The organism is Luteibacter sp. OK325 (genome assembly GCF_003050935.1).
Lineage (GTDB): Bacteria > Pseudomonadota > Gammaproteobacteria > Xanthomonadales > Rhodanobacteraceae > Luteibacter.
On record NZ_QAOX01000009.1, the window covers coordinates 136,782 to 149,683 of the forward strand.

At 65.2% G+C, this 12,902-nt stretch carries 9 protein-coding genes; 4 read left to right on the top strand and 5 right to left on the bottom strand.

The window, feature by feature from the left end:
- Positions 1 to 50: 50 nt before the first annotated feature.
- The 4 genes from C8J98_RS18095 to C8J98_RS18110 form a co-directional block, all read right to left on the bottom strand.
- Positions 51 to 830, bottom strand: a complete 780-nt coding sequence (locus tag C8J98_RS18095; protein WP_107914611.1) for an N-acetylmuramoyl-L-alanine amidase — start codon at positions 828 to 830, stop codon at positions 51 to 53.
- Positions 827 to 1,267, bottom strand: coding sequence for a hypothetical protein (locus C8J98_RS18100; protein ID WP_107914613.1), 441 nt, complete (start codon positions 1,265 to 1,267; stop codon positions 827 to 829). Before C8J98_RS18100 ends, C8J98_RS18095 begins: the two co-directional genes overlap by 4 nt.
- Positions 1,268 to 1,357: 90 nt before the next feature.
- Positions 1,358 to 2,470: a cell division protein ZapE gene (zapE, locus tag C8J98_RS18105; protein WP_107914615.1), complete on the bottom strand. Its 1,113-nt coding sequence runs from the start codon at positions 2,468 to 2,470 to the stop codon at positions 1,358 to 1,360.
- Complete coding sequence (locus tag C8J98_RS18110; RefSeq protein ID WP_107914729.1) at positions 2,467 to 3,165, bottom strand: alpha/beta hydrolase; 699 nt, start codon at positions 3,163 to 3,165, stop codon at positions 2,467 to 2,469. The genes zapE and C8J98_RS18110 overlap by 4 nt, the downstream gene beginning before the upstream one ends.
- A gap of 21 nt (positions 3,166 to 3,186) precedes the next feature.
- On the opposite strand from C8J98_RS18110, the gene C8J98_RS18115 reads away from it, so the two are divergent.
- Positions 3,187 to 3,813 (top strand): ACP phosphodiesterase, encoded by a 627-nt coding sequence (locus C8J98_RS18115; RefSeq protein ID WP_107914617.1) that lies wholly within the window; start codon positions 3,187 to 3,189, stop codon positions 3,811 to 3,813.
- 68 nt (positions 3,814 to 3,881) lie between these two features.
- Here C8J98_RS18115 and C8J98_RS18120 read toward each other — a convergent pair whose 3' ends face one another.
- A complete protein-coding gene (locus C8J98_RS18120; RefSeq protein ID WP_107914731.1) occupies positions 3,882 to 4,364 on the bottom strand; it encodes a c-type cytochrome in 483 nt (160 codons plus the stop codon).
- Positions 4,365 to 4,743: 379 nt separating this feature from the next.
- Between C8J98_RS18120 and C8J98_RS18125 the strand changes: the two genes are divergently transcribed.
- From C8J98_RS18125 to C8J98_RS18135, 3 genes are all read left to right on the top strand, one after another.
- Entirely contained in the window at positions 4,744 to 5,997 is a 1,254-nt protein-coding gene (locus tag C8J98_RS18125; RefSeq protein ID WP_107914619.1) for an efflux RND transporter periplasmic adaptor subunit, read from the top strand.
- Positions 5,998 to 6,068: 71 nt separating this feature from the next.
- Positions 6,069 to 9,308, top strand: coding sequence for an efflux RND transporter permease subunit (locus tag C8J98_RS18130; RefSeq protein ID WP_107914621.1), 3,240 nt, complete (start codon positions 6,069 to 6,071; stop codon positions 9,306 to 9,308).
- A gap of 136 nt (positions 9,309 to 9,444) precedes the next feature.
- Positions 9,445 to 12,567, top strand: coding sequence for an efflux RND transporter permease subunit (locus tag C8J98_RS18135; RefSeq protein WP_107914623.1), 3,123 nt, complete (start codon positions 9,445 to 9,447; stop codon positions 12,565 to 12,567).
- The last annotated feature ends 335 nt before the right edge of the window (positions 12,568 to 12,902 follow it).

Consider the following 12,902-nt stretch of genomic DNA (forward strand, 5'->3'; position numbering starts at 1 on the left):
AGCCCGCCCCGGAATACTCGAAGGGTCAAAGGAATCAGTGCGGCGCTGTACTACCGCGGCGCCATCAGCTTACGTTGCAGCGAATACAGGATCGCGGCGTCGGTTGCATCGAGGGCATCGCTTTCCATCGCGCGGTAGTGCCGATGGAAGGCGATGATCGCGTTACGCGGATCGCTCACGTCGTAACCCACCAGACGCATCGCCGCGAGGCTGTCAAAGCTCGGCGGCGCAGGTATGAGCACGGCATCCGGCCACAGCCCGAATCCATAACGGGCCAGCGTTGCCCAGGGGAACTGCACGCTGGGATCGTTCTTTCGCCCCGGCGCGATATCGCCATGGCCGACCACCGCTTCGCGCGGAATGCCCAGTCGCGAGGTGATATCCGCGAGAAGGTTCACCAACGCCTGGATCTGCGGCTGGGTGAACGGCGAGTTGCCGTCGTTGTCGATCTCGATGCCGATGGATGAGGAGTTGATGTCGGTCATGCCAGCCCAACGCGAGGCGCCGGCGTGCCAGGCGCGTGCGTTGTCGTCCACGAGCTGGTCGATGCGGCCGTCCGCTTCGACCAGGTAATGCGCGCTGACCGGGCCTTCGCTGTTGCGTGTGCTCAGCACCCGCAGTGCCGCCGTGGCGTCACCGATGGAGGTGTGATGCAGCACGATCAGCTGCGCCTTGCGTACGTTGAAATTGGGCGATGGTGTCCAGTGCGCGAGCGCGCTGCGTTGCGGCGCGACGGCGGGCGTCGTGGCGCAACCTGCCAGTAGCAGGAGGAACAGGGCCACCACCGCGAGGCGCGGTGGCCTGGCGACGGTGGCAGCCTGGTGTTTCATTCGACGCGGAAGTCGGAACTGGTGATGACCCACTCGATTTCCTCACCGACATCGCCGGCGTCTTCCTTCGACGCGACGACAATCTGCAGGTCGACGCAATCGTGTCCTTCGGACAGCCACTGGGTTTTCTCCAGTGCCATGCCGGCCTTCTTCAGGGCAACACGCAATGCGGGCAGGGTGGTGGCGACCAGCTCGACGCCTTCATGGACGAGGTTGCCGCCCATGACTTCGATGTCGCAGAGCTTGTCGTCGAGGAAGCGCAGGCGGAGCCAGTCGTCGCCGGCGGGCGTGCTGTACTCGTCTTCGTCGTCCCACATGTTCTCGCCGCCGGCCTTCCAGCCGAGCGCGTCGCGAAGCTTCTTGCGTGGCATGCCGAAGAAGATATCGGTGGTGTCGCGGCGGATGCCGCGACCGGGAACCAGTTCGCAATGTTCCATGGCTGTCCTCGTCAGGTGGCGCGGGAGACCCGCCCGCAAAGCATGAAGGTGGCGCACCGCGAGCGAACAGCCGTCCGCGTCCGCGCCGAATCAGGGTTTATGGTCACGGCCAAGGTAGTCCTCACTCTGCATCTCGATGAGACGAGATTCGGTGCGTCCGAACTCGGCGCGGACTTTGTTGCCATCGTACAGGTCGGTGATCGGCGCGGCGGCGGAAAGCACGAGCTTGACGTGACGATCGTAGAATTCATCCACCAGCAGCACGAACCGCTTGGCCTCGTTCTCGGAGTAAACGGTGAACTGCGGCACGTTGGAAACGATGACGGCGGGATACATCCGCGCCAGTGCGATGTAGTCGGCGACGGCACGCGGACCTTCGCACAGGGCGGCGAAGTCGAACCAGACGATGTTCTCGGCGCGCTTGCGCACCGGAATCTCGCGGTTGTTCAGCAGGATCGAGCCGCCATCCATGGTCTCGCCCTGGGCCTGGCCGGTGAATATGCGGGCAAGCGAGCGCTCGGCTTCCGCACCCGGGGGGACCATGTACACCGAGGCCTGGCTGAGCGCGCGCAGGCGCCAGTCGCGGGGCGAGATCATCTCGTGCACCACGCACTGCGCTTCGATCGCGGCGATCGCCGGCAGGAAACGGGCGCGCTGCAGGCCGCCCTTGTAAAGGCCCGACGGCGGCGTGTTGGACGTGGTGACCAGGGTCACCCCGCGGGCGAACAACCCATCGAGCAGGCCGGCGAGGATCATCGCGTCGCCGATGTCGGAAACGAGGAACTCGTCCAGGCAGAGCACGCGGCACTTGGCGGCGAGGCGCTCGGCGACTTCGTCGAGCGGGTTCTGCCGCTCACCGAGCTCGCGCATCATCGCGTGAACCTCGAGCATGAAGCGATGGAAGTGGCGGCGCAGTGCCAGCCCCGGTGCGAGACTGGACACGAACAGGTCCATCAGGAAGGTCTTGCCACGACCGACGCTTCCCCACAGGTACAGGCCGCGCACGGCCTTGCGCGGCTCGCTGCCGAGGATGTTGCGCAGGCGCCCGAAAAGGCCGCTGGCCGCGGGCTCCGGTGCGCAGAGCGCCGCGTGGAGGCGGTCGAATTCCGCGATGACGGGCAACTGCGCGGGATCGGATTCCCAGCGGTGGCCCGCGATGCCGTCCTGGTAGCGTTCGCCCGGTGTCGATTCCGTGCAGTTCATGCGGCACGCGGTCCCGGCAGCCACCCCTTCACGGCGTTCTTGATCGCCCCGCGCAGGTCCATCAGGCGGCGATGGAAGAAGTGGCTGGTGTCTTCCATCCGGACCAGCTGCGGCCGCCGCTCTTCTGGCAGGCTCTCGATCCAGTCGTAGACGGCCTTGGGTTCGACGATCTCGTCGGCGTCGCCCATCACCACCAGCCATGGGCAGGTGGGAAGGTCCAGCGGACCGAAGTCCCAGCCGCGACCCGCCGCGGGCGGGGCAACGCTGATGAGCGCGTCGGCATGGAGGCTCACGGCGTTACGCAGCGTCACGTAGCTGCCGAACGAGAAGCCGGCGAGCCAAAGCGCCGCGCCGGGGCGGGTCCTGCGCGCCCAGGCCACCACGGCGGCGAGGTCGTCGCTTTCGCCGTTGCCGCTGTCGAACTCGCCTTCGGAGCCACCGACGCTGCGGAAGTTGAAGATGATCGTGTCGACACCGGCTTCGCGCAGCGAGCGCTCGATCATCGTCACCACCTTGTTGCGCATGCTGCCGCCGTCGGTGGACAGGGGATGACAGATGACGGCGATAGCGTCACGGGCGACATCGGGGCTGGCTGCGCGGGCCTCGCATTCCAGCTTGCCCGCGGGGCCCGCGAGCGCGAAGCTGGCGGTCTCGTCCGGAAAATGCTCCGGCGCTTCAGATAAATGTTCGCTCATGCCCTTCATGATACCCGCGCCATGAACATCCTGGCCCACGCCCTGCTGGCGGGCGATGACGCGGCCCTGCGGCTGGGCGGTGTGATGGGCGATTTCGTCCGTGGCACGCCCGATGTGGCCTTGCCGCCACGAGTACGCGACGGGATTTACCTGCATCGGGCGATCGATGTCTTCACCGACAGCCATGATGAAGTGCGCGCCGCTCGTGAGCGCCTCCCGGCACCCTTCCGCCGTTACGCGGGGATCCTGCTGGACATGTGGTTCGACCATTGCCTGGCAAGGGATTTTGGCAACTGGTCTGCTCGACCCCTGGCTGATTTTTCGACCGGATTGCGCGACGAGATGCATGCGGCCATGCCGATCCTTCCCGACACGCTCAAGCGCTTCCTCGGCTACATGGACGCCAACGACCTGCCGGCCGGCTACCTCCAGTCCGAGGCGATCGGCAAGGCCCTGCGCGGGATTTCCCAGCGGTTGTCGCGCGCCAATCCCGTCGCCGACGCCATGCCATTGCTGCTCTCGGAGGACACGATGCTCCGTGGCACCTTCGAGCGGTTCTTCCCGCAGCTGAGGGAATTCGCCCGCGAGTGGTGTGGGAGCCGCTTCAGCGGCGATAGCCCGGCTCCCTCAGCCCCGTCGCCGGCATAGCCGGCCCCCACAGAGCCACAAAAAACGCCGCCCCGGGGCGGCGTTTCGATGAACCAGGCGGACCGGGCTTACTTCGCCTGATCAACCATCCACTTCACCGTATTGCCGACCTGCTCGTCGGTCAGGGAGGGATTGCCACCCTTGGGCGGCATGTGATTGCCGTCCGGGCCGGTATAGCCCTCGATCGCGTGCTTGGTCAGCGTGGCGATGCCTTCGGCGATACGGGCACCCCAGGCGGATTTGTCGCCGACCTTCGGTGCGCCGGCCACGCCAGCGGTGTGGCAGCTGTGGCAGAGGTTGTCGTAGATGGTCTTGCCGTCGGTGCTGCCGCCGTAAGCCACCTGTGAAGCAGCGAGCTTGGCCGCGGCTTCCTGGGCGGCCAGCATGGCGGCGCGCCCGGTGTCACCGGCGTACACGGCGCCGACGGGGGCGATCCGGGCCTCGGTCCGCTTGGCGACGGCGGGGTCCTGGTCTTTCGGGATGTTGCTGTAGATGACGTAGGCCAGGACCATCAACAGGACGGTCAGGACACTGAGACCGGCGCTCAGCATTGAGAACTGACGCAGGAAGTTCTGGTCGGACTTGCTCGGAGAACCGCTCACGCATTGACTCCACTGAAATTGGGTGTGCCGTCCCCTCCCCGGGATCCGGCGTGCCTGCGGCCGCGATGCGGCGTCGAACCGGGCGAGTATAACGGAACCCTCGCGCGAGTCAGCGGTCTTGAGATCGGCGTCGCAAAGGGTCGGGTGGCAGGGGAGACATGTCGTCAGTCATGGTGTACCCCTGTCAACCGGCATTGTTCAATTCCGTTCCCCAACACCTAACATTGGCGCCGTCGATCCTTAACCTTCTGGGGGTATAACCCCCTTGGCGCACGGCGCGCCCGGTCGGAGCGGGGCCTCCGAGCGGTTATCCATCTAGGAGTTTTACATGTCGCGTTTCTGGAAAATCGCGCTGGCCGTCATTGTTGTCGTGCTGGTCGCGGGCTTCTTCATCGTCAGGCACCATGGCAAAGCAGGCGACGCTGCGGCGGGCGCTCAGGCCAATGGAGAGGGGCAGGGCAAGGACCAGCCGCCGGTGCCGGTCACGGTCGTTCCCGTGGCCAGCCAGGACGTGCCGGTCTATCTCACGGCCCTCGGCACCGTGCAGGCACGTAACACGGTCACCGTGCGCCCGCAGGTGGGCGGCCAGCTGATGAAGCTGAACTTCCAGGAAGGCCAGGAAGTGAAGAAGGGCGACGTCATCGCGGAAATCGATCCCCGCACGATCCAGTCCCAGTACGACCAGTCTGTCGCCAAGCTCAAGCAGGACCAGGCCCTCGCGGCCACGGCGAAGAACAACCTCGACCGTTCGACGAACCTGGTCAGCAAGGGTGGCCAGCAGTACGTGTCCAAGCAGGACCTGGACAACCTGAAGAACAGCCTCGACCAGGCCGTGGCCACCGCCAACGCCGACCAGGCCGCGATCCGTGCGGCGCAGGTGCAGCTGGGCTTCACCAAGGTCATCGCGCCGATCGACGGCCTCGCCGGCATCCGCTCGGTGGACGCCGGCAACATCGTCGCCACCACCGATGCGATCGTGACGCTCACCGAGCTGCACCCGATCTACGTCATGTTCTTCCTGCCGGAAAAAAACCTCGACCTGGTCCGCGGCTCGACGACGGATGGCTCGCTGTCCGCCCTGGAAGTTTCCGCACTCGACCGGGTCGATTCGCACGCCATCGCCACGGGCCACCTGGACGTGCTCGACAACACCATCGACACCAGCACCGGCACGTTCCGCCTGCGCTCGCTGTTCGACAACGAGAAGACCCAGCTGTGGCCGGGCCAGTTCGTCAACGTGCAGCTCAAGGTGCGCACGGTGAAGAACGGTCTCGTGGTGCCCGCGCAGGCGGTGCAGCGCGGTCCGGACGGCGACTACGTGTACCTCGTGCAGGGCGACAACACGGTCAAGATGCAGGCGGTGGAAACCGCCACCGAGGTCGGCGACAGCCACGTCATGCTCACCAAGGGCGTGAAGGTCGGCGACAAGGTCGTCACCGAGGGCCAGTTCCGTCTCAAGCCGGGTTCGAAAATCCAGCCGCTGGCGCCGGGCCAGGTGCCTGCCGCACCCACGGCCGACGAGCTGCAGAAATCGCAGCAGGCTGGCAAGCAGGGTCGCCAGGGCGGCAAGCGCGGCGGTTGACAGAGCGCGTGGCGCGTCCATGACGGACGCGCCGACCACGGACCGCAAGGTCCCGACACCAGGACACAAACGTGGGTTTTTCGACACTCTTCATTCGCCGACCGATCGCGACCTCGCTGCTGATGGTGGCGGTGCTGTTGCTCGGTATCCTCGGCTACCGCCAGCTACCGGTGTCGGCGCTGCCGGAGATCAGTGCGCCGAGCATGGTCGTCACCACGCAGTACCCGGGTGCCAGCGCCACGACGATGGCAGCCCTGGTCACGACGCCGCTGGAGCGTAACTTCGGCCAGATTTCCGGCCTGACCTCGATGAGCTCGGACTCCTCGGCAGGCCTTTCGACGATCGTGCTGCAGTTCGCCATGGATCGCGATATCGACATCGCCGCGCAGGACGTGCAAGCGGAGATCAACCAGGCACGCGGCACGCTGCCGAACAACCTGCCTTATCCGCCCGTCTATAACCGCGTGAACCCGGCGGACGCGCCGATCATGACGCTGATGCTCACCTCGGACAGCCTGCCGCTGCGCGACGTGAACAACTTCGCCGACTCGATCATCGCGCAGAAGCTGGCGCAGGTGCAGGGCGTGGGCCTTGTGTCGATTGCCGGCAACGTGCGTCCGGCCGTGCGCATCCAGATCAATCCCGCGCAGCTGGCCAACCTCGGCCTGACCATGGAAGACGTGCGCAGCTCGCTCACGCAGGCCAACGTCAACGCGCCCAAGGGCACGCTCAACGGCAAGACCCAGTCCTACAGCATCGGCACCAACGACCAGCTGGTCGACGCCGCCGAGTACAAAGGCACCATCATCGCCTACAAGAACGGCGCACCCGTGCGTCTTTCCGATGTGGCCAATGTGATCGACGGTGTCGAGAACGATCAGCTCGCCGCCTGGGCGAATGGCAAGCCCGCCGTGCTGCTCGACATCCGCCGCCAGCCCGGCGCGAACATCGTGCAGACGGTGCAGCAGATCCGCCAGACCATTCCCGACCTGCAGAAGGTACTCCCGGCCGACGTCCACCTGAAGGTGTTCTCGGACCGCACGATCACCATCCGCGCCTCGGTCGAAGACGTCCAGTTCACCCTGATCCTGACGATCTTCCTCGTCGTCGCGGTGATCTTCGTCTTCCTGCGCCGCCTGTGGGCCACGGTGATTCCGTCGGTCGCCGTGCCGCTGTCGCTGGTCGGCACCTTCGGCGTCATGGCCTTCGCCGGCATGTCGCTGGATAACCTCTCGTTGATGGCGCTCGCGGTCGCCACGGGCTTCGTCGTCGACGACGCGATCGTGATGATCGAGAACATCGTCCGCTACATCGAGCAGGGTCACGACGCCAAGACCGCCGCGGAAATCGGCGCAAAGGAAATCGGCTTCACCGTCCTGTCGCTGACCGTGTCGCTGATCGCGGTGTTCCTGCCGCTGCTGCTGATGCCCGGCGTGACCGGCCGCCTGTTCCACGAGTTCGCCTGGGTGCTGACGATCGCCGTCGCCATTTCCATGCTGGTCTCGCTGACCCTCACGCCGATGATGTGCGCCTATCTGCTTAAGGCTGACGAGCTGCCGGACGCGGACGACGCGCACGAGCACGCTTCGGCCTCGGGCAAGCACACCACCTGGTCGCGCATCGTCGATGGCTACGGCAGCAGCCTGGACTGGGTGCTCGACCACCGTCCGCTGACCATGGTCGTCGCCGCACTCACCGTGGCATTGACCGTGGTGCTCTACATCGTCATCCCCAAGGGCCTGCTGCCCGAGCAGGACACGGGCCTGATCACGGCTGTCGTGCAGGCCGACCAGAACGTAGCCTTTCCGCAGATGGAACAGCGCACCAAGGCCGTAGCCGATGCGCTGGCGAAGGATCCGGCCGTCGCCGGCGTCGCCGCCTTCATCGGTGCGGGCGCGATCAATCCCACGCTCAACCAGGGCCAGCTTTCGCTCGTTCTGAAGGATCGCAGCGACCGCGCCTCGCTCGACGACCTCCTGCCGCGCCTGCAGAAGGCTGTGGCGAACATCGCCGGCGTCGCGCTGTACCTGAAGCCCGTGCAGGACGTCACGCTCGACAGCCAGGTCTCGGCGACCGAATACCAGTACTCGCTGTCCGACGTGAACTCCGCCGAGCTCGCCGGCTACGCCCAGCAGATGACCTCCGCGCTGCGCAAGCGCAAGGAACTGTCGGACGTGGACAACAACCTGGCCGACCAGGGCACGGCGCTGAAGCTCACCATCGACCGTGACAGTGCCAGCCGCCTCGGCGTGCCGGTGCAGACCATCGACGACACCTTGTACGACGCGTTCGGCCAGCGTCAGATCTCGACCATCTTCACGCAGTTGAACCAGTACCGCGTGGTGATGGAGGTAGCGCCTGAGTTCCGCACCAGCTCCGACCTGCTGAACAAGCTGACCGTGCGCGGCAACGGCAACGGCGCGCTCACCGGCTCGAACGCCACCAGCTTCGGCCAGCTGGCCTCGAGCAATTCGGCAACCCCGGCCGGTATCGGCAACACCGGTAACGTCGGCTTCCAGGTGGGTGGGGGTGGCACGATTCCCATCGCCGCGCTGGCCAGCTCCGTGGTCACCAGCGCACCACTCGTGGTCACTCATCTGCAGCAGCTTCCGGCGGTAACGATCTCGTTCAACCTGGCCCAGGGCAAGTCGCTTTCCGAGGCGGTCTCGGCCATCCACGAAGTGGAACAGCAGCTCAACTTCCCGCCGCAGGTACGTGGGCAGTTCATCGGCAAGGCCGCGGAGTTCTCCTCGTCGGTCGGCGACGAAGTGCTTCTGCTGCTGGCCTCGATCATCGTGATCTATATCGTGCTGGGCGTGCTCTATGAGAGCTACATCCACCCGCTGACGATCATCTCCACCTTGCCTCCGGCCGGCGTGGGCGCATTGCTTGCGCTGCTGATGTGCGGCATGACCCTGTCGGTGGATGGCATCGTCGGCATCGTGCTGCTGATCGGTATCGTGAAGAAGAACGCGATCATGATGATCGACTTTGCGATCGAGGCGAAACGTACCGGGCTGAACGCGCAGGAAGCGATCCGCCGTGCGTGCCTGTTGCGCTTCCGCCCGATCATGATGACCACCGCGGCCGCCTTGCTCGGTGCCTTGCCCCTGGCGCTCGGCAATGGCATCGGCTCGGAGCTGCGCAAGCCGCTTGGCGTATCCATCGTTGGCGGCCTGCTGCTCTCGCAGCTGGTCACCCTCTACACGACACCGGTGATCTATCTCTACATGGAGCGATTCTCCGACTGGCTTGCCGAGCGCAAGGCGCGACGAGAACTATTGCTAGCCGATGCCCGGCCCGCTTCCTGATGGGAAGCGCCGCCGGGGGAGATCGCACCACCCTCATTCGCCGGACGGTTCGCCGCCCGGCGAAACCTTTTTCCGGGATACGCGTTAGTACACGGATGATCCGCGCGATCCAGCACGAGAAAAGCCGTCCCACTGCATGAATATTTCCGGCCCGTTTATTCGCCGACCCATCGGCACGTCGTTGCTTGCCATTGGCCTTTTCGTCATCGGCATGATCTGTTACGCGCTGCTCGGTGTCGCCGCGTTGCCGAACATCCAGTTCCCCGCGATCTTCGTCCAGGCGCAGCAGTCCGGTGCCGACGCGAGCACGATGGCCTCTACCGTGGCCGCACCGCTGGAGCGCCACCTCGGCCAGGTGCCCGGCGTGGAGTCGATGCGCTCGAACAGTTCCGAAGGCAGTACCTTCGTGCTGCTGTTCTTCCAGAACGGGACGAATATCGACGCCGCCGCGCGCGACGTGCAGTCGGCGATCAACGCGGCGCAACCCGATCTCCCTGCCGGGCTGCTCAACGCGCCCTCGTACCAGAAGGCCAACCCCAACGACGACCCGGTGATCGTGCTGGCGCTGACCTCGGACACGGTCGCGCCCACCGAGCTCTACAACGTCGCCGACTCGATCCTCGCGCAGCGCCTGCGTCAGCAGGAAGGCATCGCTTCGGTCGACATCGCCGGTAGCGCCACGCCGGCCATCCGCGTGGACGTGAACCTGCGCGCGCTCAACGCGATGGGCCTGTCGCCCGACCAGCTGCGCAACGCGCTCACCGCGGCCAACGTCACCTCGCCCCAGGGCTTCCTCACCGACGGTTACAGCAATATCGCCGTCACGGCGACTGATTCCCTGCATACGGCCGAAGAGTTCGGCAGGCTGGTCATCGCCGTCAAGAACAGCGTGCCGATTCGCCTGTCGGATATCGCGCATGTGTACGATGGCCAGCAGGACGCCTACCAGGCAGCCTGGTTCAACGGCAGGCCCGGCATCCTGATGTACGTGTACCGCAAGTCGGACGCGAACGTCATCGAAACCGTCGATCGTATCAAGGCACAGATCCCGACCATGCAGGCCTGGTTGCCGGCGGGCGTCAAACTGCATTCGTTCTTCGACGGCACACCGACCATTCGTGCCTCGTTGCACGAAGTGCAGGCGACTTTGTTGATCAGCCTGGGCATGGTGATCATGACGATGGCGCTGTTCCTGCGCCGCCTCGCGCCCACCCTGATCGCCGGCCTTGCCGTGCCGCTGTCGCTGGCCGGCGCGTTCGTGGTCATGTATTGCTTCGGATACACGCTGAACAACCTGACCCTGCTGGCGCTGGTGATCGCCATCGGCTTCGTCGTCGACGATGCCATCGTGGTTATCGAGAACGTTATCCGGCATATGGATGAAGGTATTTCCCGATTCGAGGCGGCCCTGCTCGGTGCACGCGAGATCGGTTTCACCATCGTCTCGATTACCGCCTCGTTGATCGCGGTGTTCATCCCGTTGCTGTTCGCCGGTGGCATCACCGGCATGTTCTTCAAGGAGTTCACCGTCACCCTGGTCGCCGCGATCGTCGTGTCGGCCCTGGTCTCGCTGACCCTCACCCCGTCGCTTTGCGGCCACTTCCTCACCGCGCACAAGAACGACAAGCCGGAGTCGAAGTTCGGCCGCGCGCTGGAGCGCGGGCAGGAACGCCTGGTCGGCGTCTATCGCCGTGCGCTGGACTGGTCGCTGCGCCACGCGCTGCTGATGGCGCTTACGCCGTTGGTGCTGGTGGGCATCACCTTCGTGCTGGCCGGCATGGTCAAGGGCGGCTTCTTCCCGCCGCAGGACACCGGACTGATGGCCGCGCGTGCCACGGCCAGTTCCACTGTTTCGTTCGGTGAGATGAAAATCCGCCAGGCACGCCTCACCGAGATGCTGCTCGCCGACCCGGACGTGAAGTCCGTCGGTTCCCGCCTCGGCACCAGCCGTACCGGCTCGACCGGCTCGTTCAATATCGAGCTGAAGACCGTGGCGGATGGCCGCGAGGACACCACCTTCGACGCACTCGACCGTATTTCCGCCAAGGCCAACAAGTATCCCGATCTCAACCTGCGCCTGCGTCCCATCCAGGACCTGCCCACCGGAGGCGGTGGCGGTAGCTCGCAGGGCGGCCAGTACTCGGTGTCGCTCAAGGGCAACGACGTCGCCGAACTGCAGGAATGGCTGCCCAAGCTGGTCGATGCGCTGAAGAAGAACAAGATGCTCAAGGACGTCGGCAGCGATATCGATGCCGCTGGCCTGCGCCAGAACATCGTGATCGACCGCGACACGGCCGGGCGCCTGGGCGTGTCCATCGGCAATATCGACGGTGCGCTCTACAACGCCTTCGGCCAGCGCGCGGTGTCCACGATCTACTCCGATATCAACCAATACCGCGTCATCGTCAATGCCCTGCCGCAGATGGCGGCCACACCGGAGTCGTTGAACCAGATCTATGTGAAAGCGGATTCCGGTGCGATGGTGCCGATGTCGGCGGTGACCAAGCAGGTGCCTGGCCTGGCGCCGACCCAGATCGTGCATGAGGACCAGTACACGAGCATGGGTGTGAGCTTCAACCTCGCGCCCGGCGTAAGCATGGGCGAGGCGATGGAAATCATCCAGAAAACCATCAGCGGCATGCGCATGCCGGGTGACATCCGTCTCGACGCCGGCAGTGATTTCCGGCGCTTCCAGCAGTCGCAGAGCGACATGCCGCTGTTGATCCTGGCCGCCATTATCGTCGTCTACCTGCTCATGGGCATGCTTTACGAGAGCCTGATCCATCCGGTGACGATTCTTTCCACGCTGCCCGCGGCCGGTGTCGGCGCGCTGGCGGCGCTGGTCATCACCGATACCGAACTGTCCGTGGTGGCGATGATCGCCCTGGTCCTGCTCATCGGCATCGTGAAGAAGAACGCGATCATGATGATCGACTTCGCGCTGGTCGCCGAGCGCGAACATCACCTGAGCTCGAAGGAAGCGATCCGCGAGGCCTGCCTGGTCCGTTTCCGCCCGATCATGATGACCACCATGGTGGCGATCCTCGCCGCCCTGCCGCTGGCCATCGGCCTGGGCGAAGGCTCCGAACTGCGCCGCCCCCTGGGTATCGCGATGATCGGTGGCCTGCTCATCTCGCAGAGCCTGACCCTGCTTTCCACCCCCGCGCTATATGTGATCTTCGCCTGCCTGTCGGAGCGCTGGAAGGCGCGCAAGGCCCGCCGCCGCGAGGCCCGCCTACTGCGACTGAGCACCCGGTAGGAGCCGATTCATCGGCAAAAAAGGAAATGTGGGAGCCGCTTCAGCGGCGAAAAGCCAACGGGGCGGGGAAGCCGGAAGGCCAATCGCCGATAAATCGGCTCCCACACAAAGCCTCTCAGACAAAGCCTCCCACACAAAGCCGCCCACAAAAGGCCTCCCACAAAAGGCCTGAGCAAGCCTTGTGCTCACAGGGCATAACTGCCTTGCTGCAAGGCGGCTTTCCCGTTTGAGGCCGCCGCGCCACAATGGACCGGTTTCCCGTTCGCCGGCGCGCCCTTGAGGCTTGCGCCGGCGGGCCCCATGACCTGGCCCACTCAAGCATAAGGCTCGCCGAA

What these genes read in the sequence shown, in the direction of transcription:
- C8J98_RS18095 (WP_107914611.1), bottom strand. Translation starts at nt 830, where the DNA reads ATGAAACACCAGGCTGCCACCGTCGCCAGGCCACCGCGCCTCGCGGTG.
- C8J98_RS18100 (WP_107914613.1), bottom strand. Translation starts at nt 1,267, where the DNA reads ATGGAACATTGCGAACTGGTTCCCGGTCGCGGCATCCGCCGCGACACC.
- zapE (WP_107914615.1), bottom strand. Translation starts at nt 2,470, where the DNA reads ATGAACTGCACGGAATCGACACCGGGCGAACGCTACCAGGACGGCATC.
- C8J98_RS18110 (WP_107914729.1), bottom strand. Translation starts at nt 3,165, where the DNA reads ATGAGCGAACATTTATCTGAAGCGCCGGAGCATTTTCCGGACGAGACC.
- C8J98_RS18115 (WP_107914617.1), top strand. Translation starts at nt 3,187, where the DNA reads ATGAACATCCTGGCCCACGCCCTGCTGGCGGGCGATGACGCGGCCCTG.
- C8J98_RS18120 (WP_107914731.1), bottom strand. Translation starts at nt 4,364, where the DNA reads ATGCTGAGCGCCGGTCTCAGTGTCCTGACCGTCCTGTTGATGGTCCTG.
- C8J98_RS18125 (WP_107914619.1), top strand. Translation starts at nt 4,744, where the DNA reads ATGTCGCGTTTCTGGAAAATCGCGCTGGCCGTCATTGTTGTCGTGCTG.
- C8J98_RS18135 (WP_107914623.1), top strand. Translation starts at nt 9,445, where the DNA reads ATGAATATTTCCGGCCCGTTTATTCGCCGACCCATCGGCACGTCGTTG.